The organism is Streptomyces sp. NPDC047971 (assembly GCF_040653355.1).
Classification (GTDB): Bacteria; Actinomycetota; Actinomycetes; order Streptomycetales; family Streptomycetaceae; genus Streptomyces.
Genome location: NZ_JBEZNW010000008.1, coordinates 160,097 through 186,093 on the forward strand (window position 1 = coordinate 160,097; position 25,997 = coordinate 186,093).

At 71.5% G+C, this 25,997-nt stretch carries 25 protein-coding genes and 2 pseudogenes; 17 read left to right on the forward strand and 10 right to left on the reverse strand.

What is annotated here, in order from left to right; all coding sequences use genetic code 11:
* Nucleotides 1–53 precede the first annotated feature (53 nt).
* Complete coding sequence (gcl, locus tag AB0D99_RS11175; RefSeq protein ID WP_362358979.1) at nt 54–1,841, reverse strand: glyoxylate carboligase; 1,788 nt, start codon at nt 1,839–1,841, stop codon at nt 54–56.
* A gap of 985 nt (nt 1,842–2,826) precedes the next feature.
* On the opposite strand from gcl, the pseudogene AB0D99_RS11180 reads away from it, so the two are divergent.
* The 3 genes and pseudogenes from AB0D99_RS11180 to AB0D99_RS11190 form a co-directional block, all read left to right on the forward strand.
* Nucleotides 2,827–3,228, forward strand: a pseudogene (locus AB0D99_RS11180) (hypothetical protein); the annotation flags it as partial.
* A gap of 113 nt (nt 3,229–3,341) precedes the next feature.
* Entirely contained in the window at nt 3,342–4,163 is an 822-nt protein-coding gene (locus AB0D99_RS11185; protein WP_362358981.1) for a TIGR04222 domain-containing membrane protein, read from the forward strand.
* 19 nt (nt 4,164–4,182) lie between these two features.
* Entirely contained in the window at nt 4,183–4,734 is a 552-nt protein-coding gene (locus AB0D99_RS11190) for a GNAT family N-acetyltransferase (protein WP_362358983.1), read from the forward strand.
* Between the two features lie 27 nt (nt 4,735–4,761).
* On the opposite strand, the gene AB0D99_RS11195 is transcribed toward AB0D99_RS11190, so the two are convergent.
* Both AB0D99_RS11195 and AB0D99_RS11200 read right to left on the reverse strand, forming a co-directional pair.
* Nucleotides 4,762–6,345, reverse strand: a complete 1,584-nt coding sequence (locus tag AB0D99_RS11195; protein ID WP_362358985.1) for an AMP-binding protein — start codon at nt 6,343–6,345, stop codon at nt 4,762–4,764.
* Nucleotides 6,342–8,018, reverse strand: a complete 1,677-nt coding sequence (locus AB0D99_RS11200) for an AMP-binding protein (protein ID WP_362358987.1) — start codon at nt 8,016–8,018, stop codon at nt 6,342–6,344. The genes AB0D99_RS11195 and AB0D99_RS11200 overlap by 4 nt, the downstream gene beginning before the upstream one ends.
* A gap of 90 nt (nt 8,019–8,108) precedes the next feature.
* On the opposite strand from AB0D99_RS11200, the gene AB0D99_RS11205 reads away from it, so the two are divergent.
* The gene (locus AB0D99_RS11205; protein ID WP_362358989.1) at nt 8,109–8,936 is read left to right on the forward strand and encodes a LuxR C-terminal-related transcriptional regulator; all 828 of its coding nucleotides are present in this window, start codon (nt 8,109–8,111) and stop codon (nt 8,934–8,936) included.
* 14 nt (nt 8,937–8,950) lie between these two features.
* Here AB0D99_RS11205 and AB0D99_RS11210 read toward each other — a convergent pair whose 3' ends face one another.
* Nucleotides 8,951–10,099, reverse strand: a complete 1,149-nt coding sequence (locus tag AB0D99_RS11210; RefSeq protein WP_362358991.1) for a winged helix DNA-binding domain-containing protein — start codon at nt 10,097–10,099, stop codon at nt 8,951–8,953.
* A gap of 144 nt (nt 10,100–10,243) precedes the next feature.
* Here AB0D99_RS11210 and AB0D99_RS11215 point away from each other — a divergent pair, with 144 nt between their 5' ends.
* From AB0D99_RS11215 to AB0D99_RS11225, 3 genes are all read left to right on the forward strand, one after another.
* Complete coding sequence (locus AB0D99_RS11215) at nt 10,244–11,362, forward strand: magnesium and cobalt transport protein CorA (protein ID WP_362358993.1); 1,119 nt, start codon at nt 10,244–10,246, stop codon at nt 11,360–11,362.
* Nucleotides 11,363–11,761: 399 nt separating this feature from the next.
* Nucleotides 11,762–11,974 carry a hypothetical protein gene (locus tag AB0D99_RS11220; protein ID WP_362358995.1) on the forward strand — a complete coding sequence of 71 codons (213 nt, stop codon included), beginning with the start codon at nt 11,762–11,764 and terminating at the stop codon, nt 11,972–11,974.
* 53 nt (nt 11,975–12,027) lie between these two features.
* On the forward strand, nt 12,028–12,657 hold the full coding sequence (locus tag AB0D99_RS11225; protein ID WP_362359107.1) for a restriction endonuclease: 630 nt from the start codon (nt 12,028–12,030) through the stop codon (nt 12,655–12,657).
* Nucleotides 12,658–12,718: 61 nt separating this feature from the next.
* Here the strand turns inward: AB0D99_RS11225 and AB0D99_RS11230 are convergent, their stop codons facing one another.
* The 3 genes from AB0D99_RS11230 to AB0D99_RS11240 all read right to left on the reverse strand — a co-directional run bounded on the left by AB0D99_RS11230 (nt 12,719) and on the right by AB0D99_RS11240 (nt 14,733).
* Nucleotides 12,719–13,966 (reverse strand): site-specific integrase, encoded by a 1,248-nt coding sequence (locus AB0D99_RS11230; RefSeq protein WP_362358997.1) that lies wholly within the window; start codon nt 13,964–13,966, stop codon nt 12,719–12,721.
* A 45-nt stretch (nt 13,967–14,011) separates the two neighbouring features.
* The gene (locus AB0D99_RS11235; protein ID WP_362358999.1) at nt 14,012–14,329 is read right to left on the reverse strand and encodes a helix-turn-helix domain-containing protein; all 318 of its coding nucleotides are present in this window, start codon (nt 14,327–14,329) and stop codon (nt 14,012–14,014) included.
* A 119-nt stretch (nt 14,330–14,448) separates the two neighbouring features.
* Nucleotides 14,449–14,733, reverse strand: coding sequence for a helix-turn-helix transcriptional regulator (locus AB0D99_RS11240; protein WP_362359001.1), 285 nt, complete (start codon nt 14,731–14,733; stop codon nt 14,449–14,451).
* 251 nt (nt 14,734–14,984) lie between these two features.
* On the opposite strand from AB0D99_RS11240, the gene AB0D99_RS11245 reads away from it, so the two are divergent.
* The 4 genes from AB0D99_RS11245 (at nt 14,985) to mobC (ending at nt 18,233) form a co-directional block, all read left to right on the forward strand.
* Nucleotides 14,985–15,878 (forward strand): hypothetical protein, encoded by an 894-nt coding sequence (locus AB0D99_RS11245; protein WP_362359109.1) that lies wholly within the window; start codon nt 14,985–14,987, stop codon nt 15,876–15,878.
* Between the two features lie 44 nt (nt 15,879–15,922).
* Nucleotides 15,923–16,576: an ATP-binding protein gene (locus AB0D99_RS11250; protein WP_362359003.1), complete on the forward strand. Its 654-nt coding sequence runs from the start codon at nt 15,923–15,925 to the stop codon at nt 16,574–16,576.
* A gap of 29 nt (nt 16,577–16,605) precedes the next feature.
* Nucleotides 16,606–17,469 (forward strand): DUF2637 domain-containing protein, encoded by an 864-nt coding sequence (locus tag AB0D99_RS11255; protein ID WP_362359005.1) that lies wholly within the window; start codon nt 16,606–16,608, stop codon nt 17,467–17,469.
* A 434-nt stretch (nt 17,470–17,903) separates the two neighbouring features.
* Nucleotides 17,904–18,233, forward strand: coding sequence for a plasmid mobilization relaxosome protein MobC (gene mobC, locus AB0D99_RS11260; protein ID WP_362359006.1), 330 nt, complete (start codon nt 17,904–17,906; stop codon nt 18,231–18,233).
* A gap of 71 nt (nt 18,234–18,304) precedes the next feature.
* On the opposite strand, the gene AB0D99_RS11265 is transcribed toward mobC, so the two are convergent.
* The 3 genes and pseudogenes from AB0D99_RS11265 to AB0D99_RS11275 form a co-directional block, all read right to left on the reverse strand.
* Nucleotides 18,305–18,718 (reverse strand): NUDIX hydrolase, encoded by a 414-nt coding sequence (locus tag AB0D99_RS11265; protein WP_362359008.1) that lies wholly within the window; start codon nt 18,716–18,718, stop codon nt 18,305–18,307.
* A gap of 54 nt (nt 18,719–18,772) precedes the next feature.
* The gene (locus AB0D99_RS11270) at nt 18,773–19,327 is read right to left on the reverse strand and encodes a flavoprotein (protein WP_362359010.1); all 555 of its coding nucleotides are present in this window, start codon (nt 19,325–19,327) and stop codon (nt 18,773–18,775) included.
* Nucleotides 19,324–20,591, reverse strand: a pseudogene (locus tag AB0D99_RS11275) (helix-turn-helix transcriptional regulator). Before AB0D99_RS11275 ends, AB0D99_RS11270 begins: the two are co-directional and overlap by 4 nt.
* A gap of 175 nt (nt 20,592–20,766) precedes the next feature.
* Here AB0D99_RS11275 and AB0D99_RS11280 point away from each other — a divergent pair.
* Genes AB0D99_RS11280 through AB0D99_RS11305 form a run of 6 tightly spaced genes read left to right on the forward strand, consistent with a single transcriptional unit; the run spans nt 20,767 to nt 25,915 of the window.
* A complete protein-coding gene (locus AB0D99_RS11280) occupies nt 20,767–21,204 on the forward strand; it encodes an ATP-binding protein (RefSeq protein ID WP_362359012.1) in 438 nt (145 codons plus the stop codon).
* A gap of 38 nt (nt 21,205–21,242) precedes the next feature.
* Complete coding sequence (locus AB0D99_RS11285) at nt 21,243–22,529, forward strand: UDP-N-acetylglucosamine 1-carboxyvinyltransferase (RefSeq protein WP_362359111.1); 1,287 nt, start codon at nt 21,243–21,245, stop codon at nt 22,527–22,529.
* Complete coding sequence (locus AB0D99_RS11290) at nt 22,526–23,755, forward strand: metallophosphoesterase (RefSeq protein ID WP_362359014.1); 1,230 nt, start codon at nt 22,526–22,528, stop codon at nt 23,753–23,755. Before AB0D99_RS11285 ends, AB0D99_RS11290 begins: the two co-directional genes overlap by 4 nt.
* Entirely contained in the window at nt 23,752–24,288 is a 537-nt protein-coding gene (gene dcd / locus AB0D99_RS11295; RefSeq protein ID WP_362359016.1) for a dCTP deaminase, read from the forward strand. The genes AB0D99_RS11290 and dcd overlap by 4 nt, the downstream gene beginning before the upstream one ends.
* Complete coding sequence (locus AB0D99_RS11300) at nt 24,285–24,821, forward strand: deoxycytidine triphosphate deaminase (RefSeq protein ID WP_362359018.1); 537 nt, start codon at nt 24,285–24,287, stop codon at nt 24,819–24,821. Before dcd ends, AB0D99_RS11300 begins: the two co-directional genes overlap by 4 nt.
* Nucleotides 24,818–25,915 carry a glycosyltransferase family 4 protein gene (locus AB0D99_RS11305; protein WP_362359020.1) on the forward strand — a complete coding sequence of 366 codons (1,098 nt, stop codon included), beginning with the start codon at nt 24,818–24,820 and terminating at the stop codon, nt 25,913–25,915. The genes AB0D99_RS11300 and AB0D99_RS11305 overlap by 4 nt, the downstream gene beginning before the upstream one ends.
* Nucleotides 25,916–25,997 lie beyond the last annotated feature (82 nt).

Consider the following 25,997-nt stretch of genomic DNA (forward strand, 5'->3'; position numbering starts at 1 on the left):
GCGGCCCCCGCTCCGGTGCTCTCGGAGCGGGGGCCGTCACCTCTGGCGGATGATCAGACCTTCAGGGCCTTGATCGCCGTCGGAGCGTGACCGGGCTCGGTGGCGAGCTCCTCGAACTCGGTGACGTCGCTCATGTCGACCGTCTTGCTCATCGCGATGTTGGTGATGCGCTCCAGGATGGCCTCGACGACGACCGGGACCTGGTGCTCGACGGCCAGCTTCTTGGCCTGCTCGAACGCCTCGCCCAGCTTCTCCGGGTCGGTGACGCGGATCGCCTTGACGCCCAGGCCCTCGGCGACCTTGACGTGGTCGACGCCGTAGGCGCCGATCTCCGGGGTGTTGATGTTCTCGAACTCGAGGTTGACCTCGAAGTTGATGCCCAGGCCGCCCTGCGCCTGCCGGATCAGCCCCAGGTAGGCGTTGTTCACGAGGACGTGGACGTAGGGGACCTTGTGCTGGGCGGCGACCGCCAGCTCCTCGATCATGAACTGGAAGTCGTAGTCGCCGGAGAGGGCGACGACCGGGGTGTCCGGCTGCGCGGTGGCGGCGCCGATCGCGGCCGGGATGGTCCAGCCGAGCGGGCCGGCCTGGCCGCAGTTGATCCAGTGGCGCGGCTTGTAGACGTGCAGGAACTGCGCGGCGGCGATCTGGGAGAGGCCGATGGTGGTGACGTAGCGCGTCTCCGGGCCGAAGGCCTTGTTCATCTCCTCGTAGACACGCTGCGGCTTGATCGGGACGTTGTCGAAGTGCGTACGGCGCTGCAGGGTGGCCTTGCGCTCCTGCGCCGAGGCGGCCCAGGCCGAGAAGTCCGGCAGCTTGCCCGCGGCCTTCCACTCCTTGGCGATCTCGACGAAGAGCTCCAGGGCGACCTTGGCGTCGGAGGCGACGCCGTAGTCCGGGGCGAAGATCTTGCCCAGCTGGGTGGGCTCGATGTCGACGTGGACGAACTTCCGGCCCTTGGTGTACGCCTCCAGGTTGTAGCCCGTGTGGCGGTTGGCCCAGCGGTTGCCGATGCCGATGACGGTGTCCGACTCCAGGAAGGTCGCGTTGCCGTAGCGGTGCGCGGTCTGGACGCCGACCATGCCGGCCGCCAGCTCGTGGTCGTCCGGGATGGTGCCCCAGCCCATGAGGGTGGAGATGACCGGGATGTTCGTCAGCTCGGCGAACTCGACCAGCAGGTCGGAGGCGTCGGCGTTGATGATGCCGCCACCGGCGACGATCAGCGGGCGCTCGGCCTCCAGGAGGAAGCTCAGGGCCTTCTCGGCCTGGGCACGGGTCGCGGACGGCTTGTAGACCGGCAGCGGCTCGTAGGTCTCCGGGTCGAACTCGATCTCGGTCAGCTGGACGTCGATCGGCAGGTCGATGAGGACCGGGCCGGGACGGCCGGAGCGCATCAGGTGGAAGGCCTGCTGGAAGACGCCGGGGACCTGGGCGGCCTCCAGGACCGTGGTGGCGGCCTTGGTGACCGGCTTGGCGATCGAGGCGATGTCGACGGCCTGGAAGTCCTCCTTGTGGAGCTTCGAGACCGGGGCCTGGCCGGTGATGCACAGGATCGGGATCGAGTCCGCGATCGCGGAGTACAGGCCGGTGATCATGTCGGTGCCGGCCGGGCCGGAGGTGCCGATGCAGACGCCGATGTTGCCGGCCTCGGCGCGGGTGTAGCCCTCGGCCATGTGGGACGCGCCCTCGACGTGGCGAGCGAGCGTGTGGTTGATCCCGCCGACGTTCTTGAGCTCGCGGTAGAAGGGGTTGATCGCCGCGCCGGGCACGCCGAACGCGTTGGTGACGCCTTCGCGCTTGAGGATCTCAACGGCCGCTGCGGCGGCGGTCATACGAGGCATGGGAGGGCTCCTGCTTCGGCCAGGCGGAAACGAGTCGCCCACCATCTCGGCGGCTGTTTCCGTATTGCGGAAGTATTGTTCTACTATGTGGAAGCAATGTAGGTCGGGGGGCCGAGGGCCGTCAAGGGACGGGGCTCGGACGTTGGCCGAACTCCCTCCCTTCCCGTGGCGGATTGGTGGACGATGGGGGCGGGACGACAGGGGGTTCGGCGTGGGTTTCGGTGTGGGTGAGTCGGTGCCGGTGCGCTGCCCGGAATGCCTCCGTACGCAGCCGTACGCTGCGCCGGTCTTCCCGTGCGCCTGTGGGACGCCGGTGGTGCCGCCGGTGATACCCGGGGCGACGGGCGAGCCGGTCACGCACCGCAACTGGACGGACGAATGGGTCGCGGTGCGCTGCGTCTCCTGCGGGCGCGAGGACGAGTGGCCGCACCCGGAGCTGGGCTGCGCCTGCGGCACCGTCCTGCGCGTCCCGGTCCGTGAGCCGGGCTTCCGTGACGTCGCCTCGCTGCCGGGCATCCCGGGGCCGGCACGCACCCTTCCCGAGCGGCCGAGCCCGGAACCCCGCGGCGCGGGCCGACCGGAGGGTCCGGCCCCCGACGCGGCACCCGGCCCGCTCGGGTCCGAAGGCCGCTCCGCCCCCGGGACGGGGCCGGACGGCACGGACACCGGCGCCCAGGCCCGGACACGGCCCGACGGCACCCAGGGCGACCCCGCCGGGGAAGGGGCGGAGGGCGCCGCGTCCCGCGCCACCGGGACGGACGGCGCGGAACCGGCCCCGGGGGCACACGCCGACGCCCTCCCGGAGGGCGACCTCCGAAGCGGCTCGGAGGGCGACCCCGAGGACGACCACCCGGCCGACCCCGAGGACGACCTCCGGGCCGGCGCGGAGGACGACCTCCACGACGTGGCGAGCCGCGGCCGCGGAGCCGGACGCAACCGGGCCTTCACCGACCGTTACCCCACGCACATCCCGCTGCCGCCGACCGCTCCGCACCCCGCGGCGCCCAGGCCCTCGTTCCGTCCCGTGACCATCCGCACCGCCCGTGACGCGGTCGCCACGTCCGCCGGATACCTGCGCTGGCTCGGATTCCGGAACGTCGTCCAGCCCGAGGAGCGGTCCGCGTCCGGGGTCGACCTCCGGGCCCCCGGGCTCGTCGCCCAGGTCGATCCGAGCACCCGCCCCGCCGCGCTGCGGGCGGTCGAGTGCCTCTGGCTGAACGGACTCAGCAGCTCGTCCGTGAGCGTCTTCTTCTCGCTCGCCGGCTACACCCCGGACGCCCGCTCCCGCGCCGACGAACTCGGCATCCCGCTCTTCGTCCTCGACCTCACCGGAACGCCCCAGCCGGTGAACACCCCGGCGGACGAACTGATCACCACGGGCGCCTGAGCCCCCACCGTCGGGCGACGGCCGGGAAGACCTCAAAAGAACCTCAGATTTCGGCCATTCACGCGTGATGATCACGCTCTCGCGGGCACAACACCCTCGGGGGGTGGGGCGTCATGGGGGCGGACACGTGGTGGTTCATCGGCGCGTCCTGCGGACAACTCCTGCTCGCGCTCGCACTGTTGCGAACCCGCAGCCCGGAGCGGGCCGAACTGGCCCCGCAGGCACTGGCGTTGCTCCGGGGCGGACCGCGGGCCGCGGTCGTCGTGGCACTGGTCGCGCTGCACCAGCGCGGTGCGGTGGCCGCCGGCCGGAAGGGCACGATTCGGGCCAACGGCGGGCCCGGCCGGACGCGGGACCCGGTCCAGCTCGGCGTGCACAGTTCACTGCGCCGGGCGCTGGGGATACGGGTGCTGGCGTCCCAGCCCCGGGCACGCCGGGCCGTCGACGCGCTGAGCGCCGAGCTGGGCCGGGCGGGGCTCCTCCGCCCGTACGGCAGGCTGCGCCTCGCCCGCGCACTGCTGGTCTGCGCGGTGGCGACGGTGGCGGCCGGCCTGCTGATCACCCGCCCGTCCGGCGCCGGACTCGCCCTCGCGCTGGGACTGGGGGCCGTGCCGGCCGGCACCGCGTCCGTCCTGCTGTTCCTTCCGCCCACGACCCGCGCCGCGCGTCGGCTGCTGGCCGGGCTGCGGGAGCGGCATCCGCTGCCGGCACACCGCCGCGAGGTCACGGACGGCAACCTGGTCCTGCTGTACGTCGCCCTCTACGGCGACCCGGCGCTCGCCCTCTTCCTGCCCCGCTTCTCGCGTGACGGCGGGCTGCTGGGCCGGGGCGGCGGGACGGACGGCTACGCCACCGGACGGAGCCGGTACGGCGGCGGAGACGGCTGGAGCGCGCGCGACGGCGGAGGTGGCGGAGGGGGCGGCGGTTCGGACTGAGCGCGCGCCATACTGGACCATGCGCATCCGAGCGGCCGCACCGGCCGAACTCCCGCTGCTCCAGGACATCGAGCGGGCCGCGGGCGAACCCTTCCGCACCCTCGGCATGGCGGTCATCGCCGACGACGAGCCCCTGCCGCTGGACGTCCTGGACGGCTACCGACGGGCCGGCCGGGCCTGGGTGGCCGTCGACGAGGCCGACCGCCCCCTGGCGTACCTGCTGACGGACACCGTCGACGGGGCCGCCCACATCGAGCAGGTGTCGGTGCACCCGGCCGCCGCCCGCCGGGGCATCGGCCGCCTCCTCATCGATCATCTCGCGGCGGACGCGGCCGGGCGGGGGCTGACCGCCCTGACCCTGACGACCTTCTCCGAGGTGCCGTGGAACGCGCCGTACTACACCCGCCTCGGCTTCCGTCCCCTCGCCGAGACCGACCCGGAGCTCACCGCCGGGCTCCGGGCCATCCGGGCGGCCGAGGCCGCCCACGGCCTGGCGACCTGGCCCCGGGTCTGCATGCGGCGCGAACTGGCGGAGCAGCCTGCCCCCCGGTCCGTGGCGCCCTCCCCCTAGAGCCCGGAGCCCAGGAGCCCGGGAGGCTCACCCGTACCGCTGTCGCAGCTCCACCTTCCGCACCTTGCCGCTCACGGTCATCGGGAACTCCCCGAGGACCTCCACCCGGCGGGGGATCTTGTAGTGCGCCAGACGGTCGCGGCAGAACTCCGTGATGTCGGCCAGGCTCGGCGGGTCGGCGGGATCGCGGGGGATCACACAGGCGAGGATCTCCTCGCCGTAGCGGGCGTCGGGGACACCGACGACCTGGACGTCGGCGATCTTCTCGTGCCCGTAGAGGAACTCCTCGATCTCGCGGGGGTACACGTTCTCCCCGCCGCGGATGATCATGTCCTTGATGCGGCCGACGATCTGGACGTAGCCGTCCTCGCGCATCACCGCCAGGTCCCCGGTGTGCATCCAGCGGCCCGCGTCGACGGCCTCGGCGGTCTTCTCCGGCTCGTCCCAGTAGCCGAGCATCACGCTGTAGCCGCGCGTGCAGAGCTCTCCCGCGGTCCCGCGCTCCACCGTGAGACCGGTGCCCGGGTCGACGATCTTCACCTCGACGTGCGGCATCACCCGCCCCACCGTGCCCGTACGGCGCTCCAGGTCGTCGTCACGCCGGGTCTGGGTGGAGACCGGCGAGGTCTCGGTCATGCCGTAACAGATCGACACCTCGGCCATGTTCATCTCGGCGACGACCCGCTTCATCACCTCCACCGGGCACGGCGAGCCGGCCATGATCCCGGTGCGCAGCGTGGACAGGTCGTACGAGGCGAAGTCGGGCAGGCCCAGCTCCGCGATGAACATCGTCGGCACGCCGTACAGCGAGGTGCAGCGCTCCCGCTCGACCGCCAGGAGGGTGGCCCCGGGGTCGAAGGAGGGCGCCGGGATGACGATGCAGGCGCCGTGCGACGTGGCCGCCAGGTTTCCCATCACCATGCCGAAGCAGTGGTAGAAGGGCACCGGGACACAGATCCGGTCCTGCTCGGTGTAGGCGATCATCTCGCCCACGAAGTACCCGTTGTTGAGGATGTTGTGGTGTGAGAGGGTCGCGCCCTTGGGGAAGCCCGTGGTGCCCGAGGTGTACTGGATGTTGACCGGCTCGTCGCAGGAGAGCGCCTCCGGACGGAGCCCTCCGGCCGTACGGGAGGTCAACTCGTCCCAGCTCGGTTCGCCGAAGAAGACGGCCTCCCGCAAGTCGGGGCAGTTGTCCCGGACTTGCTCGACCATCGCCCGGTAGTCGCTCGTCCTGTGCTCCGGGGTGGCGAAGAGCAGGGAGACGCCGGCCTGGTTGAGCACGTACTCCAGCTCGTGGGCCCGGTAGGCCGGGTTGATGTTCACCATCACCGCGCCGATGCGGGCCGTCGCGTACTGGACGAGCACCCACTCGGCGCAGTTCACCGCCCAGATCCCCACCCGGTCGCCCTTGGCGACCCCGCTGCCGAGCAGCGCGTCCGCCAGCCTCTCCACGTCCGCGCCGAACCGGGCGTAGGTCCAGCGGCGCCCGGTCGCGACGTCGACCAGCGCCTCGCGCTCCGGCCAGGTCGCCACGGCCCGCTCCAGGTTGGCCCCGATGGTGTCGCCGAGCAGCTCGGTCGGGCTCGCGCCGTGCGCGTACGACAGACTCATGCCGACTCCCCCTCGGTGTACTCGACGCCCTCGCCCTTGGCCGTGCGCTCGCGCAGCTCGATCCGGCGGATCTTGCCCGACACCGTCTTCGGCAGCTCCGCGAACTCGATGCGCCGGACCCGCTTGTACGGCGCGAGCACCGCCCGCGAGTGGGCGAAGAGCGTCCTCGCCGTCTCCTCGCCCGGCTCCCAGCCGTCCGCGAGCACGACGTACGCCTTGGGGACGGCGAGCCGCAGCGGGTCGGGGGCCGGGACGACCGCCGCCTCGGCCACCGCCTCGTGCTCCAGCAGCGCGCTCTCCAGCTCGAACGGCGAGATCTTGTAGTCGGACGCCTTGAAGACGTCGTCGGCGCGCCCGATGTAGGTGATGTACCCCTCGGCGTCACGGGAACCGATGTCGCCGGTGCGGTAGTAGCCGCCGGCCATCGCCTCGGCCGTGCGCTCCGGGTCGCCGTGGTAGCCGGTCATCAGGCCCACCGGATCGGTGGACAGGTCGAGGCAGATCTCGCCCTCCTCGACGTCCGCCCGCCCGCTGACGGGGTCGACGAGCGTCACCCGGAAGCCTGGGCTGGGGCGCCCCATGGAGCCCTCCTTGAGGCGCTGGCCGGGGCTGTTGGAGACCTGGACGGCGGTCTCGGTCTGGCCGAAGCCGTCCCGGATGGTGACGCCCCACGCCCGCCGTACGGACTCGATGACCTCGGGGTTGAGCGGCTCACCGGCCGCGACGACCTCCCGCGGCGGGCTCGCGAGCTGGGTCAGGTCCGCCTGGATCAGCATCCGCCAGACGGTCGGCGGCGCGCAGAAGGAGGTGACCCCGCCCCGCTCCATCTCCCGCATGAGACGGGCCGGGTCGAAGCGCGTGTAGTTGTGGATGAAGACCGTCGCCTCGGCGTTCCACGGGGCGAAGAGGTTGGACCAGGCGTGCTTGGCCCAGCCCGGCGAGGAGATGTTCAGATGCACGTCGCCGGGCTGGAGGCCGATCCAGTACATGGTGGCCAGATGGCCGACGGGGTACGAGGTGTGGGTGTGCTCGACCAGCTTCGGCCGGGCGGTCGTACCGGAGGTGAAGTACAGCATCAACGGGTCGTCGGCACGGGTCGCGCAGTCCGGCTCGAAGACGTCGGACGCCTCGTACGCCCCCTCGTAGGAGAGCCAGCCCGCGCGCTCGCCCCCGACGACGATCCTGGTGTACTCCCCCGGTACGTCCTCGAACTTGGCGGTGTCCTCGGCGCGCACGATCACGTGCCGGGCCCGGCCGCGCTCGACGCGGTCCCTCAGGTCGGCGGGGCCGAGCAGCGGGGTGGCCGGGATGACGACGGCGCGCAGCTTCATGGCCGCGAGCGCGGTCTCCCACAGCTCGGCCTGGTTGCCGAGCATGACGATGATGCGGTCGCCGCCCCGGACGCCGCGGGCGCGCAGCCAGTTGGCGGCCCGGTCGGAGCGGGCGGACATCTCGGCGAAGCTCACCCTCGTCTCGGCGCCGTCCTCCTCGACGATGTGCAGGGCCGTCCTGTCGTTGCCCGCCGCGATGACGTCGAACCATTCCAGGGCCCAGTTGAACCGGTCCGGACGGGGCCAGGCGAAGCCCTCGTAGGCCGTCGCGTAGTCCTCGCGATGCTGCAGCAGGAAGTCGCGGGCGGCCCGGAACCTCTCCGTCGCGGTGGTAGCCGTCATGTGTCCTCCTCGTTGCGGGACCGGTCACGGACATCGTGTAATCAGTGACCCAGGTCTCACTACCCCCGTTCGGGGGTGAAGGAGGGTCCCGTGCCCGAGCGGACGGAAGCGGTCGAGATGCGCGGAGCTCTGCTGCGGCTGCGCCGCGCCACCGGGCTCCAGGTGGTCTTCGGCGGGCTGCTGCACGAGAGCGGACCGCTGCGGATCTCGGAGCTGAACGGAGCCGTCACGCCGGCGCTGCACGGGCTCGCGATCTCCGCGGGCAGCGGCCTGGGCGGGAAGTGCCTGGCGCTGGCGCGGCCGTGCGCGGTCGTCGACTACGCGTCGGCGCGGCACATCACGCACGAGTACGACGCCCCCGTGTCCGCGGAGGGCCTGCGCTCGGTCATCGCGGTGCCGGTCGTCGTACGGCGCAAGGTGCGGGGCGTGCTGTACGGGGCGCTGCGGGACTCGCTGCCCCTGGGCGAGCGCGTCGCCGACGCGGCGGTGGCCGCGGCCAGGGACCTGGAGCAGGCGCTCGCGGTGCGGGACGAGGTGCGGGAGCTCCTGTCGGCGGCGCCCTCGGGACCGGCCTCGGGGCCGTCCTGGGAGGAGGTCCGGCAGGCGCACGGGGAGCTGCGGGAGCTGGCGCCGCGGATCGAGGACCCCGAGCTCAGGGAACGGCTGCTGGCCGTCTGCGGCCGCCTGGAATCGGCGTCGACGGCGCCTGCCGGGACCCCCGGTGTGACGCTGACGCCGCGCGAGCTGGACGTGCTGGCGGCCGTGGCCAGGGGCGCGACGAACGCCGGCGCGGCGTCACGGCTGGGACTACGGCCGGAGACGGTGAAGGGGTACCTGCGCTCGGCGATGCGGAAGCTGGGAGCGCACACGCGCGTGGAGGCGGTGGTGGCGGCGCGCAGGGCGGGGGCGCTGCCGTAGGGGCGGCCGGCCGCTCACCCTTCGACCGTCCCGAAGGCCACCTCGTACGGCAGGTCCGGCCGGGCCGTCACCCCGAGCGTCCGCTCGGCCTCCGCCGCCAGCTCGGCGCGCTCGGCCCTGCTCGTGCGGCCGAAGGGCTGGATGGTCATCGTGGTGCGCTCCTTGGCCTCCTCCAGGCGCCAGAGACCGGCGAGCAGCCCGTCGAGGAGGAAGACGCAGTACGCCTGATTGCCCTTCCAGGTGCGGCTGCGTGCCTCGGCGGCGACGACGCGGCCGCGGTCCGCGTGCGAGAGGAGCAGGTTGTCGAACTCGGGGAGGAAGCGCGGCGGGGCCGGGGTGTCCTCGTCGGGGCGCGGGGCGTCGGGCAGGTCGAAGAGTTCGACGCCGTTCTCGTCCTGGAAGGTCACGAGTTCGGGCCGCAGGCGCTCGAAGGCGGCACGGAGGCGGGTGAGGCCGCACCAGGTCTGCATGTCCTTGACGGAGGCGGGGCCGAAGGCGGCGAGGTAGCGCAGGACGGTGGCGTCGAGACCGGCCTCGGCCTCGGCGGCGTCCTCGCGGGCGGCTTCGGCGGCTTCGTACGCGTCGCCGAGCCAGGTCTCGGCGGTGGTCAGACAGACCTGCCCGCTCCTGCGCCACAGTCCGCGCGGGGTGACCTGGACGAGGGGCAGCAGACAGCGCGCGGCGATGCCGAGGGACTGGGGGTCGGCGTCCGGCCACTCGACGAGAAGGGCTTCGCGGATCTCCTTCGGGGTGCGGGGCCGTTCCTCGACCAGCTCGCGGGCGAGGGCGGAGAGCCGGTCGAGGTCGACGCCGACGAGACCCTCGCGGAAGATGCCGATCTCGCGGTCGCGGGCGGGCTGGACCAGGGGCCGCAGGGTGAAGACGTCCTCGGCGGTGTGGGTGTGGATGGTGGAGCGCATGGTGACGATGCGGGCGACGCGGCGGGACTCCATGAGGTCGGAGAGCTCCTCGGGCCGGAAGCCTTCGAGGCGGGCGGCGAGCGCGTAGTACGGCGGCTTGGTGTTCTGGGCCTGGAGACCGAGGAGGTGCGAGACGGCGTCCTCGGCGGACATGGCCGCGGGGGCCAGGAGCAGCTGGCGGGCCAGCGTGGCACGGCCCAGCGCGCGGGTGGAGAGGACGGGGTTCGTCGTCGTGGAGGCCATGGACAGCACGCTACCCAGACTTGCGGACAGCTACGGTCCGCAAGGCCGGATGCGCGCGGCCTGCGTCGACGCGCTGCGGCAACCCGGCGCGTATATCCTGCCCGGAGACCCTGGACCCGATCATGGACGAAGAGGGATCCCACGATGTCGGAGCGCCACCCTCGCGCAGCCTGGCGCCGCCGGCCGGAACCGCCGGCCACGCCGCCGGAGTCGCGCGAGACCGGGTCCGAACCGGCCGACCCGCCGAGCGTGGTGCAGGCGACTCTCTACCGGGACGGCCGCCGGGTCGCCTCCCCCGCCACGCTGGCCGAGACGTTCCGCCGGCTGCGCGAGTACCCGGACGGCATGGCCTGGATCGGCCTGCACCGCCCGACCGAGTCCGAACTCCACTCGCTGGCGGGCGAGTTCGATCTGCACGAGCTCGCGGTGGAGGACGCCCTGGAGGCGCACCAGCGCCCGAAGCTGGAACGGTACGGCGACACCCTGTTCGTCGTCCTGCGCGCGGCCCGCTATCTGGACGCCCAGGAGGAGGTGGACTTCGGCGAGCTGCACGTCTTCGTGGGCCAGGACTTCGTGATCACCGTCCGCCACGGCGCGGCCCCGGACCTCTCGGCGGTCCGTCACCGCATGGAGGAGGACCCCGACCTCCTGGCCCTGGGCCCGGAGGCGGTCCTGTACGCGATCCTCGACGCGGTGGTCGACGGCTACGCCCCGGTGGTCGAGGGCGTCCAGAACGACATCGACGAGATCGAGACCGAGGTCTTCAGCGGCGACCCGGCGGTCTCCCGGCGCATCTACGAACTCTCCCGGGAGATGGTCGAGTTCCAGCGCGCCACCCGCCCCCTGGTGGGCATGCTGCACGGCCTGATGGCGGGCTTCGCCAAGTACGGCACGGACGAGGAACTCCAGCGCTACCTCCGCGACGTGGCCGACCACGTCACCCACACCAGCGAGCGCGTGGACGGCTTCCGCCAGGCCCTGACGGAGATCCTGACGGTGAACGCGACGCTGGTGACGCAGCAGCAGAACGCGGAGATGCGAGCGCTCGCGGAGGCGGGCTTCGAACAGAACGAGGAGATCAAGAAGATCTCCTCGTGGGCCGCGATTTTGTTTGCACCCACGTTGGTGGGAACGATCTACGGCATGAACTTCGAAACCATGCCCGAACTGCACTGGGCCGCGGGCTACCCCTTCGCGATCCTGCTGATGGCAGTGGTGTGCACGAGCCTGTACGTGATCTTCAAGAAGCGCGACTGGCTGTAGCGAACCAGCACAGAGTCTTGATCGACTTAGCGTAAGCGAACCGCGGACCGCACTCCAAGGGGCCCCTTGGGGAGAATCTGGGGAGTATGCGCGGCAAGGGGTCGCCCGGACTCGGCGTCGTCGCCTCAACGGGGGCGGCGCCCGGCGCAGTCGCTGCTGACCGCACTCCGCGGGAAATGGCCATTCGGTGCACCCTGCGATTCCGCAGCGTGGCACACGGCCGAAAGGTCTAGGCGCAGGCCAGCGGACCGTGCAGGCGCCCGGACATTCCCGAAGACATGGCCGACTTGCACCCTTGCCGCCCACACGATCATGACGGTGCATCAGTTTCTGTCAGTGGCCGCCGCTACAACCGATCTGGAGGTCCGCACGGCGCGGACCGATGGGGAGGGATTCAGCATGCCGAAGGTTCCGGACGGATACGTGCGCGTACGAAGCCACCTGCGCCGCAAGCCGGGCCCGAAATCCGCCAAGGGCCTGAGCGTCTGGGCCATCGCCGGCCTGTGTGCGGCGGTGTGGCTCTGGGGCCAGATCTTCGGGTTCGGCGACAGCTCCGCCGAGCAGCAGCCCGCGCCGAAGCCCGGCGTCTCCGCGCCAGCGGGCGGGCAGTGACGGCCCGGCGGCGGAGAAGCACCCGGTGGCGACCGCGCAGTACCGCAGACGTCCTGGGTGCGGCAGCCGTTGCCCTCGCGGTCGCGGTCGCCCTGGCTCAGGCCGCATCGCGCCTCCTTGCGAAGGCCGCCGAGAGCTGGCCGCTGCTGGCCCTGATCGGTCTAGCCCTCGCCACCGGCTTGGCCTGCCTCCGGATGCGGCGCTCGCGCCGGAACCGCGCGGACAGCGAGAGGCTGGCTCGCCTGCGCATCACCTTGCCTGAGTTGGACGCAATGGATGACCAGCAGTTCGAGTATGCGCTGCGCGACCTCCTCGTCCGCGACGGCTGGGCGGCCACGAAGGTGGGCCGGGGCGGGGACCAGGCCGCGGACGTGATCGGCGTCCTGGTACCCCTCGGACGGATCGTGGTGCAGGCGAAGCACACCCGCGTCGGCGGCAAGGTCGGCTCGTCGGTGATGTACGAGGTGAACGGCACAGCAGGTCCCGCGCACAGGGCGGACCACGCGGTCGTCGTCACCAACGGCTCCTTCACCCGCGACGCCATGGCCTGGGGCGACCGCCACGGAGTCCACTGGGTCGACCGCGACCGACTCGCCCAATGGGCCCACGAGGGCAAGGCCCTGCATGAACTGCTCGGACTGCCCGCGCGGCACCCCCGCCTGCCGTGGCGTCGAGCGGCATGAGACACAGAGCCTGACCCACCAACGAGAACGGGTGGCACAGCATGTGCTGTGCCACCCGTTCTCAGGCAAGGGCAAAGTCGTCTGGGACGTACTGAGGGGCCACACCGAGCAACGCATCGACTGCCGCGCGGCCCTTGCCGCCGGCCTCGGGCATGAAGTGGGCGTAGTGGTCGAGGGTGATGGTCGGGCTGGAGTGGCCGAGCCATCGGGCGAGGGTGACGACGGATTCACCCGCCTCGAGGATCACGGAGGCGTAGGTGTGCCGGAGTACGTGGAAGCCGTCCTTGCGTGAGGCCTTCCAGCGCTGGCCCTTCTCCCTCAGGGGGATCACGTCGGCCTTCGCGAGGGCGGGTTTCCACACCTCGTCGTTGAAGATGTTGGCGCGGATCGCGTTGCCGTAGGTCGTGGTCAGGACGAGCGGGAAGGAGCGCTTCTCCCGATCGGGTTCGGGGCCGCCCCAAGGCAGCTCGACCTCGACGGCCGGATGCTGCAGGAAGTGCGCGCGCAGCTCGGCGCCCACCGAGGGCGGCATGTCGACGACCCGGGTCTTCCCGCCCTTGGGGAGGGTGAAGTACAGGCGGCCGTACAGGAGCTGGACCTGTCGGCGGACGCGGATGAGGCCGCGCTCGAAGTCGACGTCCGCCGGCGACAGCCCGAAGACCTCCCCCTGGCGCAGCCCGCACCCGAGAGCGACGACGACGGCGATCCGGTACCGCTGGTTGACGACGTCCCGCACCCGTTGCGCGGTCTCCAGCGGCCAAGCCTCCCGCTGGTCCTCCGGGGCCTTGGGCCAGCGCACCGACTTGGCGCGCATCGGGTTGCGGACCAGGCGCTTGTCGTCGATCGCCGTCTCGAAAACGTTCGAGAGGGTGGTCAGGATCTGCCGGGCGTAGCGCGGTGCGCACTCGCCTTCGAGCGTGGCAATGTAGCCGCGCAGGACGGACGCGGTGACATCCCGCAGCGCGACGTCACCGATGTGCGGGAGTACGTGGAGGCGCACGCGCTCGTCCACCCGCTTGACCGTGCCCGGCGCTCCCCGCACGCCCGCCTGCCAGTGGCACGAGACGTAGTCCGCGATGGTGATGGAGCCGTCGCGCGGGTCGACGAATTCGCCCCGCTCGCTGTCGGTGCCGGCCCGGCGGAGCCACGCCTTGGCGTCCTCCAGGGTGTCGAACGACATGCCCCGGACGCCCGGGATGCCCGCGACCCGATACCGACTCCCCTTGCCGTACCGGGCGGTGCGCTCGCGCTTGCCGGTGACGGGGTCCTTCTTCTTGTTGATCCAGCGGTCTTCGATGTAGCCGGCCAAGTGTTTCCTTGCAGCTAGGGGTTCGGGACGGTCGGCCGGAAGCCGTCAGACGGTTGCCGAGTAGGCAGCGCGCCGCTTCGGTGTGGCGCTCACGGGGTTGAGGTCGAGGTTGGAGCGGGAGTCCGCCTGCTCCTGCGCACGTATCCAGGCGTCGAGCGCATCGACCCTGTACGTCACCCGCCCGCGGGCGCCCATCCGGAAACTGGGCGGACCCTGCCGCCGGTGACGCCAGACGTAAAGCGTCTTGGGTGAAATACCGAGATACGCGGCCGTGTCCTGAACCCCGAGAAACGCACGGCCGACGGTGGAACGGTGACGAAATCCGGGGGCACCGACAGAGGAAATCGGATCGACGACGGACAAGCGAGATTCCTTACGCAGGGGACGGGAAAATAGACCACTGGCCATACACAGGGGCAGCGGCCTCCAGGGACCACCAATGGTGCGGAGAATCCCCGGTTTCGGAAACCGGGGATCGTCGGCTATATTCCGCCCACCCGCAGCGACTCGGGGCGGCTCGATGGCGCAGCGAGGAGCGCGTGCGGCGGCGCTCCGAGGGCTGCGGCGATGGCGACGAGGTCGTCAATGTCGCAGCGCCGTACCTTGCGTTCGATGCGGGAGAGTGCGGTGAAGGTCATGGGGCGACCGAGTGCGGTGACCCGGGCGGCGAGCTGGCGCTGGGAGTAACCACGGGCAGCGCGGGTGCGTTCGATGGCCTGGGCGGCGGCGCGTCCGGCGGGTCCGATTTCGAGAGGGCGTGGCGGCATTGGTGTGTTGTAGCTTGCCCGCCGGAGGCTAGGGAAGACATTCCCCGTCTGCTGTGAGCGATCCCCTACATCCAATATCGCGGGCGATTTCGCCGACCGGGGTTTCGGGTTTACGGTCGTGCGACCGGAAAACCTTTCACGGCCGCTTGAGTCAGGTCTGGACTTCTGGGCCCGGGGTGTGGCTGTGTTGTCCACGCACCCCGGCTCCGCCGGTTTCCCTGCCCCTTTTTTTCGAAAGGCGGTCGATCTCCATCGCCCGTATCCGCACCATCAAGCCCGAGGCCTTCGCCTCCGAGTCCCTGGCGGCCGTGTCACTGAGCGCCGAGCGGACCTTCTTCGGCCTGCTCACCCAAGCCGACGACAAGGGCCGCATCCGCGACCAGGCCGCCGTCATCGCCGGACAGTTGTGGTCGCTGCGCCGCGAACACGGCCCGGTCGAAGTCGAGGACGACCTGACGCAGCTCGACGCGGCCGGCCTGATCTGCCGCTACGAGGGCGAGGACGGAAGGCAGTACCTGCACGTCGTCGCCTTCGCCCTCCACCAGAAGATCAACCGCCCCAGCATCAGCAGGATCCCGTCCTGCCCGCACCACGACCTCGGCGTACCGCGTGAGTCCTCACTGCCGGTGCACGGAGCCGTCACAGAGTCCTCCGTGACGGGTCAGGCATCAGCCAGGGAACCCGCCATGAGCAGGGAATCCACAGGTCAAGGGCAGTTCAGTGAGCCCTCACAGCCGGTTGAGGGAGGGCTCACTGAGCCTGACGTGAGCCCTCAGCGTCCGGATCTAGGACCTAGGAACAGGGATCTAGGAACTACCCCGTTGGGGGGCGCGAGCGCCCCCGCGCCCCAGACCGTCTCGGCAAAGGGCCTCATCACCGAGTACGCCGCGGCCTGCGAGCACCGCCCTCCCTCCAGCGTGCTCGGCCAACTCGGGCAGGAGGCCAAGAAGCTCCTCGACGAGGGCATCGCCCCCGCCCACGTACGAGCAGGTCTCGACCGCCACCGCGCCAAGGGCCTCCACCCGAAGACCCTGCCCAGCCTCGTACACGAGGTCATGAACGCGGGTGCCTCCACACCCACCGCCGCGCACCGCCCCTGGACCAACCCCACCGACGTCGCCGCCGCCTACGGGGGTGCCCTCTGATCACCACCGCCCTCCCGCAGCCCGCCGACCACGTCGTCCGGGCCATGGCGGGGATCCTGCGCCGCCGGGGCATGGACCCGTCCGTCATGGACTCGCAGGAACCGGAGCCCGCGCCCCAACCGGTCACGTCCCTGGCACTGGCCGACGCCCGCATCCCTCCGCGCTACCGGCAGGCCCTCGCCGATCACCCCGAGGTCGCCGCCTGGGTGGACGAGATCGCGTGTGCCGGGCGCCCCGGCCCGTCCGGCACACGGGGCATCGCAGAGGGCCCATCGCTGCTGATCGTCGGCCCCACCGGCACCGGCAAGACCTACCAGGCCTACGGGGCCGTCCGCAGCCTGCTCGCGGCCGGCGTCCGCCTGCGCTGGGAAGCCGTCACCGCCGCCGACCTGTACGCCCGCCTGAGGCCGCGCCCAGGACTCGACGCGGAACGTGAACTGCACACACTGGCCAGCTGCCCGCTGCTGGTCCTGGACGACCTCGGCGCCGCCAAGGGCAGCGAGTGGACGGAGGAGCTGACCTACCGGCTGATCAACCACCGGTACGAGTACCTGCGCCCCACCCTGCTCACGACCAACCTCCCGATCCCCATGCTCCGCACCGCCCTCGGCGACCGCGTCGCTTCCCGCCTCTCCGAGATGACCCACCGGGTCATCCTCGACGGGCCCGACCGCCGCCGCACCTCCCCCGCCGCTTGAACGCGCCCAGACTTTGGAGCACCACCCGCTTGACCACCAGCTCCCACCGCACGCAGACGGCCGAGCGGTACGCCCTCGCCGTCGCAGGCTGCGTCATCGTCGCCCTCACCGCCGCGGGCTTCTGGCTCTCCTACGCTCACCTCGCCGAAGTCGCGGGGCGGCACGGCCTCGGGACTTCCCCCACCCGCCAGTGGGCATGGCCCGCCACGCTCGATGCCTTCATCGTCGCCGGCGAAGTGCTCATGCTCCGCGCCAGCCTCCGCCGGGAAACCGACGGGTGGGCAATCGCGCTCACCGCTGCCGGGGCGCTGGGCTCCATAGCCCTGAACGTCGCCGGCGTCAGCAGGACGGATGACGCCCCGGCTCCGGCCCTCGACTACGTCGTCGCCGCTGTCCCTCCAGCAGCCGCGCTCTTCGCCTTCGGCGTCCTCATGCGGCAGATCCACCGCCACGTCGCGGCCGAGGAGCCCCGCCACAGTCGCCGTCCGGTGGGGAAACCCTCAGCGCATCCCGCGGACCTGGGCCGTCGCCGCGGGCACTCCGCCACACCGGAGCTCCCGGACCCGGAACGGCACTCGGGCCACGAGGGTGACAGCCCCACTCCGGCTGACGCCGGACAGGACGCGTCAGGCGATGTGGCGGAAGAGACCGATCAAGTGGCGGAAGCCCACGTCCCGCCAAAAAAGCGCACCGGTCGCAAGCCCGCCGCCACCGACGACGAGCTCTTCGCCATCGCCCTCACCGCCCCGCTCGGACTCAAAGGACGCGCGTCAAGCCGCCACATTGAGACGGCTGTCCGCGCGCGCGGCCTCCCCATCGGCAAGGACCGCCGGAACAAGATCACCCGACAGGTCCAGGCCGAACTCGACAGCGGCCAAGCGAACGCCGCGTAGACCCCGCCCGAAAGTCGCGCTGCCCCCGCGCATCCATCGCGGAGCGAGGTGGTCGTACGCCCCACCCCCGCAGCACCCAAGCCGTTCCAGCCCGACCAACAGGAGGCACGCTCTTGCACGACGACCCCACTGCCACAGATGCCCACGACCAGCGACAGGCGGCTCCTACCCAAGCCCGAGACGGAGCAAGTTATCCCTTTGGACACTCCACCATCGGCGGAGTGTCCAAAGGGCTCTCCGCCCCAGGGGGACGGAGCCTCGTCCGGCGCCGGGGGACGCCTGACGAGGAGGCTGCGACCGCCGGACGGACACAGCCGGGAGAAGAGCAACAGCCTCCGTGCGAAGCCACGTACACCCCCGCTCCCCCTCCAGAGCCCCGTACGCGACGCCGTACCCACAAAAACAGCCGACGCTCCAAAGTGTGCAGCGTCCGTATGAACGACGCCGAGTACGCGCTTGTCGCGTCCGCCGCCAGGACTGTCGGCGTAACCGTCGCCGGTTTCTTCGCCAAAGCCGCCCTCAACGCGGCCCACGACCCCCACACCAGCGCCGCGGTCATCGCCGGGCGTCGCGAGACCGTCACCGAGCTGTTCGCTGCCCGCAGGCACCTCGGTCAGATCGGCAACAACCTGAACCAGCTGACCCGCGCCGTCAACTCCGGCGGCCGACCGACCGACATCCAACTCGAGGCCGTACTGGACTCAGTCGGCCGGGCCTCCGCGCGCGTCCAGGACGCCACCGACCAGCTCCTCGAAGACGGCTAGTACCTGCCCCACCGAGCTCCCCGAGATCCACCGTCCCCGCGTGTTGTCCCCATGCGCGCGGTCGGTCCGCGTTAACGCTCCAGGACGACGTCGAGGTGTTCTTGCACCGGCTCGAACAGGCGGTACGGGACGTACTCGGAGATGTCAGCGTGGGCCACCCACGCGAGTTCGGCCAGCTCGTCGGTGTCCGCGACGTGCGCGTGGCCGCCGGCCACCTCGCAGGCCGTGTACGACATCAAGCGGCCGGTGTCAGGGTGGACCCGTTCCCCCAGCGGTTTCAGCGCCTTCACGGCGAGGCCGGTCTCCTCCAGGGTCTCGCGTACGGCGGCCTCCTCCCGGGCTTCGCCCGGCTCGATCTCACCGGCCGGGAACTGCCAGGAGAGCCGCCCCTCACTGACCCGTCGCCGCACCATGAGCACGCGGCCTTCGAACACCACGACGGCCGCTGCGATGGCCGGTCGGCCCTCAGCGTTCTGCTGCTCCACGTTGCTCCTCCAGATCGGGTGGGCCGGCTGCCCCGAAAGGCGGTGCCGACACGTTCACTGCGGCTCGGCCCCGGCATGGAGGAGCGGCGCAAGCAGATCGACCGCTTCCTCCCACGGGAAGCGGTCGGCCCCGCCGCCGGACTTCGGGCGGTGGGGCTCGTAGCTGCCGATCAGCACGCCCATCTCCCGGAGCTCGTCGATGCTGCGCCGGTAGGCCCGGTGGGCGGCGAGCGCGGTGTTCACGTAGGGCAGGAGGACCGTGGGGACGCCCATACCGGGGGCTTCGCAGAGGATGCCGAGCGCCAGGTTGTCGGCGAAGCCCGCGGCCCACTTGTTGACCGTGTTGAACGTGGCCGGCGCGACCGCGATGGCATCGGCCCGCGGGTAGGTCCGCGCCTCGCCGGGCGAACGCCAGGCGGACCTGACCGGATACCCGGTCTGCTCCTCGACCGCCCGGGTGTCGAGGAACTCGAAACCCTGCGGCGTGGCGATCACCCCGACCTCCCAGCCCCGTTCCTGCGCTGTAGTGATCAGTCTGCCGACGTCGCCGGCAATCCCGGCGGCGCAGACGACGACGTACAGGAAGGGCTTGGACTGCGGCTCGGTCACGCGGGGACTCCCAGTCGGCGGCTGAAGTGGTGGAGCTCCGGCAGCGTACGACGGCGGTCCCGCGTGGCCATGTCGGCGACCAGCTCGCGGACGGCGGGACGGCGTACGTCCTGGGCGGCGCAGGTCTCGGCGATCCGCAGGGCCTGGTAGCCGTCAGCCAAGCGACCCTGCTGGGCATAGGCGCGGGCTGCCTCGATCCAGAGCGCGGCACGGCGCTCGGGGACCGGGATGTGGCGTGCATGAGCGGGCGGGCCGCGTCGAGGGCGATGCCCGCGTCGCCGAAGGAGACCGCCGCACTGATCCGGTGCAGGGTGACGTTCGTCGGGCTGAAGTTGGCCCAGGCGTCCGGGCGGTCGAGGGCGACGTACCGGGCCACCTCCTCTGCTTCGGCGAGGAACTCCCCGGTGGCGGCACGGTCGTCCACACGGCTCGCGGCCGTGGCTCCGCGCAGCAGGAGCAGCCCCAGGACGGCGAGGTGGTGCGGAGAGCGACGGTCGTACGAGCCGGTGAGCTGGGAAGCGGTGTGCCGGATCAGCGTGACGGCTTGTCCGGGGTGCTTCTCTCGGACGAGGACGTGCGCGTGGAGCCGGACGCTGGCGGCGAGAACGAGGGGGTCGCCGAAGCGTTCGGCCTCCGCCATGCCGCGGCCGACGGCCAGCCAGGCCGTTCCGGCGTCACCCTGCTTGAGGAAGAGGCTGGCCGAGGTCTGGTAGGCCGTGGCGAGGAAGCGGGACACCTCCTCGGGCCGCGACGAGCTGCCGAGAGCATGGCGCAGATCCGTGATCAGGCCGGGAAGCGTACGCTCCAGCTCCGCGTAGTCGCACGTGGTCAGGAGCCTGCGGATGGCGGTGGCACGTAGACGGAGCCGGTCCGTGGAGGCCGGCTCCGCCGCCGGCGCTGCGAGCACGCCGGGCAGGAGGGCCTGGACCAGCGCCGGGTGCGCGGCGGGCACGGGGGCGGCCAGTGCGGTGACGCCGGCGGCGAGGAAGGTACGGCGGCGCATGTCGTCTGTCTCCGGATCGGGGGGCTCTGCTTCCGGCCCGGCGTCAGCGAGCCCGAGCTGGACCGGCGGGATCCGCAGTACCCGGGCGACGTCGCGGAGGACCCGGATGTCGTCGGTTCCGCGGCCGCCCTCCAGGCGGCTGATCTTCGACTGGTGGTAACCCAGTTCGGCGGCCACGTCCGCTTGTGAGCGGCTCTGTAAGACCCTTGCCCGGCGGATCAGTGCACCGATGCGGTGCGCCTCGCCCTGTGTGTCGGCCATCTGCGCCACGGCCCCTTCTGCCGAGACCGATCCTGCCTGCTCAACCAAGCCTATCGGTAGGGAAATTGCCCGCCATGCAGAACCTGCATGGACGATGCACGCCCTGCCCACGGCGTCGCGGGCAGCGCCCCTGAACCGCTTGCGTGGTGGAACCGCACCCCTCCAGGAGGCCCCCATGGAAGTGCACGAGGTCACCCTGCCGGTGACGGGTACACCCGAAGGCGCCGCCCGCGCCCGACGCACGGTGATGGACCAGGTCAGTGGCTGGCGCCGAGGCGCGGTCACCGGCGAACTGCACGGAGCGGAGACCGTGGCGGGCGAGCTCCTGGCCAACGCCGTCCGGCACGGAGGCGCTGGATACGCATCCATCACTGCTCGCCTATGGGGTGACCGGCTGCGTTTCGAGGTCCGCGACCAGAGTGCGGCCGTCCCCCGGAAGCTCGCCGGCCACCCGGACGCCGAGCACGGGCGAGGTCTGTTGATCGTTGCTGCTCTCGCCGACGAGCACGGCGTCGAACAAGACGGCTCGGGCAAGTCCTGCTGGGCCGAGTTCGACCTCGCCGCCCGCCCCACAACCTCCGTCTTCCCCCAACCTCTCGACCGAAGGAGTTGATCGTGGCACTCACCCGAGCTTCGGCCTCGAACGCCGAAGTGATCGCCGTACGCCCCGGCAGTCCACTCGCCGGCTCCGTCACCGTCGACGGCTCCAAGAACGCCGCCCTTCCCATGCTGGCGACCGCGGCAGCCGTACGTCGGAACGTCCAGCTGGAGAACGTTCCGGCCAGCGCCGACGTCCAGGCGATGGTTGCCCTCCTCCAGGGGACCGGCTGGCACGTGGCCCGAGCGGTCGGACGGCCTGACACCCTGCTGGTCATGGCGCCCGAACACGCGCCCGCCGTTCTCGACCTGACCCGCGCCTCGGCCATTCGGGCCTCGTACTACCTGGTGCCCGCCCTCCTCGCGTTACGGGGCACTGCCCGGCTGCCGTGGCCCGGCGGCTGCCGGATCGGTCAGCGCGGGATGGAGCTGCACTTCAAGGTGTACGAGGCCTTCGGCGACCACGTCACCATCCAGGACGCCGGGTACTCCGTCGAGGCCAGCGGCCAGGGCAGCGGCGGCACGGTCTCACACGCGCTGCCCTTCCGGTCGCGCGGCGCGACGATCGCCGCAGCGCTGCGGGCGGTCGTCGCCGACCAGGCGTTGCGCCTGGGGCGCCCGAACCTCTCGCCGGAAGTCCTGACCGTGCTCGATGCACTCCGCTCGGCGGGTTGGCAGGCCAAGGTGAGCGACCGGCTCCTCGCCCTCGATCCGGCACCCACGCTCGCCGACGAGATTCCGACCTGGCGCGTGCCGGGCGACAAGGTCGAGGCGGGAACCCTCGCCTGTGCCGTCGCCGCCACCGGCGGCAAAGCACGGATCGAAGGCATCCACGGCCGGGACCTCGTGCCGTTCCAGGCGGCGCTCCAGCGGCTGGGCATCCCCACATCGGTGCGGGGCGAGGCGCTCCTCGTCGACGGCAGCAACGCCGGCCCGACGGGCCGGCCGCTGCGGGCCATCGCCACCCTCTCTCCTGGGGGCCTGGACGCGGACTTCGAGCCGCCGCTGATGGCCCTGGCCCTTGGCCGACCCGGAACCCATCTGTTCGCCGACTCGATCAACCCCGGCCGTCACGGCAACCTGCTGCCACAGCTGGCGAGGCTCGGGGCCGACATCGAGGAGATCTCGCCCACCGAGTGCCGCCTGACCGGTCCGCAGCGCCTCACCGGAGCCGGTGTCGAAGCCACGGACATCCGCACCGGCTCCGCCCTCATGGTGGCCGCCCTGACCGCCTGCGGAATCACCACCCTCGGCGGAGTCTCACAGCTGCGCCGCGGCCACGCCGACCTGCCCGGCAAGCTGCTCCAGCTCGGCGCCGACATCTGCGAGGTCGCCCCGTGACCGCGGGCCGTTCGGTTCGGCAGATCCTCGCCACCACGGACGTCCACTCCGCCCTCGGCGCCGGCGCCTCCTTCCTCGGCCACCTCCACGAGGCACGGTCTGACAGCCTGCTGGTGGACTGCGGCGACTTCTTCGAGGGCACCGGCTACTACCGGCTCGGCCAGGGAGCACTGGAGCGAGATGTCCTGCTCGGCCTGTACGACGTCATCGCCCCCGGAAACCACGGTTGGACGCACAACTTCGAACCCGCGCTGCACCAGCGGACTGTCTGCGCGAACGCAGTCGACGACTCGACCGGCAACTCGCTCTTCCGGCGGCTGCACGTCGTGGAGATCGGAGGCTGGCGTACGGCCGTCACCGGGGTGATCGGGCTCCAGGCGTTCGGTTCGATCCCCGCCAGCCAACGGCCGGGGCAACGGGCCGTCGAGCCTGTGAAGGCCCTGCGCGAGCTGATGCTGGCGCACTACCACGAGGTCGACTCCTGGGTGCTCCTCAGCCACTCCGGCTTCGAGGAGGACCTCGGGCTCGCCGAAGCCTGCCCCTTCCTGGACGTGATCTTCGCGGGCCACTGCCACAGCGATCACACGGGCCCCGCACGCATCGGCAGCACCCTCGTCCTGAAGGGCCGCGAGCTCAGCGTCGGCTACGCCGTCGCCACGTACACGCCCGACCGCTGGGCTGGCCGGACCGCCCTCTTCTCCGATACCGCGGACACCACCCCGTCCGTCCTGCCGCCCGAGCTGGCCTCCGTACGGGACCAGATCGCGGCGTTCGACGCACAGCTGGCCGAGCCGTTGGGCCGGATCGCGGAACCGTACCGGAACGGACAGCTCGATCGCCGGGCCCTGGTCCAAGACCTGGCCGACCGGCTCCGGAGCGGCCTGGGCAGGGACGCCGTCGTCCTGAACGAGACCGCCCTCCGCACCACGGTCCTGGGCGAAGTCCTGACCACCGGCGATCTGCTGACCGTCGAGCCGTTCGCGAACTCCTTGGTCGAGGCCCGCATCACACCGGCCCACCGCCACGACACCGAAGCCCTCCTCGCCCACCTCGCCGAGAGGGTCGGGCCACTCGTCACTTCTCCCGACCCGCTTCCGGCCGGGCTGACGAGCGTGCTGACCACTGACTACCTGGCCGACAGCTGCCTGGGCGGCCTGCCTCGTCCCGCCGGCCTGAGCCTGGGCTCGGCGATCCGGAGCACCCTGACGAACGGAGACGACCAGTGATCCTGACCGGTCCGGAGATCATCTCCGCCTCGCGCGACGGGCGGCTGCGCATCGCCCCCTTCTCCTCCTCCCAGGTCAACCCGAACAGCTACAACGTCCGCCTCGGGCCCACCCTGCTGACCTACACGGACGACGTCCTCGACTCCCACCGCCCCAACCCCACCCACCGCGTCCAGGTCGGCGAGGACGGCCACACCCTGCAGCCGGGCGAGCTGTACCTCGGACACACCATGGAGGAAGTGGGCTCGGACCGCTTCGTCCCGCTGCTCTTCGGCCGCTCCTCCGTCGGCCGGCTCGGACTCTTCGTCGAGATCACCGCGCCCATCGGCGACATCGGCTTCCACGGTCAGTGGACCCTGATGCTCACCCCGACCCGCCCCGTCCGCGTCTACGCCGGGATGAAGATTGGGCAGATCATGTTCTTCGTCTCCGAGGGCGCCATCGACCTGTACTCCGGCAAGTACCAGGCGTCCGCCGGGCCGCAGCCCTCCGCCTACTGGCGCGACCTCGACCCCTCGGCGGTGACGTCGTGATCCTGACCGGACCGGCCATCGCTGCCGCCCGCAACGCGGGCCACATCACCATCGACCCGTACGATCCCGACCGCCTCTCCCCCAACGCCTACGACTGGCGCCTCGGCAGCACCCTCCGCGTCTGCCAGGGCGACCTGGACGCCGCCGCCCCCACCGCCTTCCGCGAACTCACCCTCCCCGACGACGGCTACGTCCTCGAACCCGGCCACCTCTACCTCGGCCACACCCTGGAGCGGACCGGATCCGAGACCTACGCCCAACTGCTCAACGGCGACCGGACCACCGGCTGCCTCGGCATCTGGGTCCACGTCTCCGCGCCCCTCGGCCACCAGGGCCACGCCATCCGCTGGACCCTGGAGATCAGGGCGACCCTCCCCGTGCGCGTCCGGCCCGGCATGACGTTCGGCAAGCTCGTCTTCCTCCGAACCCACGGCACGCTGGCCAGCTACCAGGAGCACGGCCTCAAGTACCGCACAAGCGAAGGCATCGAAACCTCCCGCCTCTACGAGGAGAACCCTGGAGGACGCCGGTGAACCGCCTCGTCGCCACCGCGCTCGACCTGCCCTACCCCAGCCCCGGCGGGAGCGTCGAGCTCTTCCTCGACCTCTACACCGGCGCGCGGCCCGCCGTCCCCGCCCGCGCCTTCATGCTCGCCCCCGACGGCCCCCGCCCCCAGACGCCCGCCGGCCTCGACCTCCTCCACGCCAACGGGAAGTGCATCGGCGGCGACCGCTTCAACCGGTACGTCACCGACCTCCGCCACGCCCTCACAGCCGCCGTCGACCCGCGGCAGATCAGCGTGCTGCACCTCCACCACCTGGCCTTCGGCGCCACCCCGGCCCTCCTGCGCGCCTTCCCCCGCCACCCCCGCATCGCGTTCGTCCACGGCACCGACCTCCTCTACGCCGAGAACCACAGCACCCAGCTCCGCGTCCTGCGCGAAGCAGCGAACGCGGCCGACGCGATCGTCGTCCCCACCCACGCGATGACCGACCGCCTGCTCAAGCTCGCCCCCAAGACCGACAGGCGCAGGATCGAGAAGATCCCTTGGGGCGTCCCCGACCAGCTCCTGACCGCTCCCCCGCCCCGACCCGCACGACGCCGCACCAGCCACCTGCGCGTCCTCTTCGCAGGCCGCGTGAGCTCAGAGAAGGGCCTCGAACCCCTCCTCCAAGCCGTCGCGGCCACGCCCTCCATCGAGCTGAGCGTCGCCGCGCCCCGGTCCCAGTTCCAGGATCTCGTACCGGTCATCCGCCAGCACGGCGTCCACGTCCGCTACCTCGGCTGGTTCCGCCGACAGCAGCTGTGGAAGGTCTTCGCCGACCACGACGTCCTGGCCGTGCCCTCCACCACCCTGGAGGCCATGGGCCTCGTCGCCCTCGAAGCCCAGGCCTGCGGCCTCCCCGTCCTCTACCAACCCGTCCCCGGCCTCACCGAGGCCCTCGCCGGCACCGGCATGGCCACAGACTTCACCACCCCCGCCACCGCGGCCCACGACCTCAACCGCCTCCGCACCACACCGGGCCTGCTCGAATTGCTCCGTGCGGCCGGCCGCACCAACGCCGCCCGCTTCCCCCTCAGCGCCACCGCCTCGGCCATCACCGAACTCGGCCGACGGCTCACCTGACACCACCCGTGGCGCAGTCGAGCCGACCCCGGACACGTCACTAGGCTGGCCGGCGGACCACCCGCGGCCGTACGACGATCGG